The sequence below is a fragment of the Aminobacter sp. P4_D5 genome, from assembly GCF_056401815.1.
Genome location: NZ_JBFUIP010000655.1, coordinates 1 through 739, shown reverse-complemented (window position 1 = coordinate 739; position 739 = coordinate 1). Strand labels below are relative to the sequence as shown.

The 739-nt window shown below is 67.0% G+C and carries 1 pseudogene; it reads right to left on the bottom strand.

Annotated elements, in window-relative coordinates:
* Positions 1–739, bottom strand: a pseudogene (locus AC1DWF_RS34135) (MFS transporter); the annotation flags it as partial.

The following is a 739-nucleotide window of genomic DNA, read 5'->3' as shown; positions in this document are numbered from 1 at the left end:
CACCATGGTCACGTAGACGACCAGGATGAACAGGATGCCGATGATGATGGCCGGCTGCTCGCGGAAGATGTCGAAGGGATGCGCCATCTTCACGACCGAGGGATTGGCCGCCGGCGGGAAGCCCGCCGCCGTCAGCGCCGCGCCGAGTTCCCGGGTGAAGGTGGCCCGTGCCGCCGCCGCGCCGGCGCCGGCCTGGGTGGCGTTGAAGGACGTCACGACCGAATTGCCGACATGGACGGTCGCCACGGCGCCGGCCGCACCGACTTCCTGCGTGTAGGGGATCGACAGGCCCGCCAGCGCCGCCTTGGCAATGTCGCAGGAGGTGGTGAAGGTCACGGTGCCGGTCGGGTTGAACTGGAAGTGGCAGTCCCCGGGCGCCGCGACGACACGGACGGGGATGTTCTGCTGCGCCGCGTACAGGGCCGGGTTGGCCTCCTTCGTCATCATCTTGAAGAGCGGGAAGTAGGTCAGCGCCGCGAGGGCGCAGCCCAGCAGGATGATCGGCTTGCGGCCCACCTTGTCGGACAGCCAGCCGAAGAAGACGAAGCCGCCGGTGCCGAGGATGAGCGACCAGGCGATCAGCAGGTTCGCCGTATAGCCGTCCACCTTCAGGATGCTCTGGATGAAAAAGAGCGCATAGAACTGGCCCGTGTACCAGACGACGCCCTGGCCCATGGTCAGGCCGAAGAGCGCGATGAGCGCGATCTTGGCGTTCTTCCACTGGCCGAAGGCCTCGGAG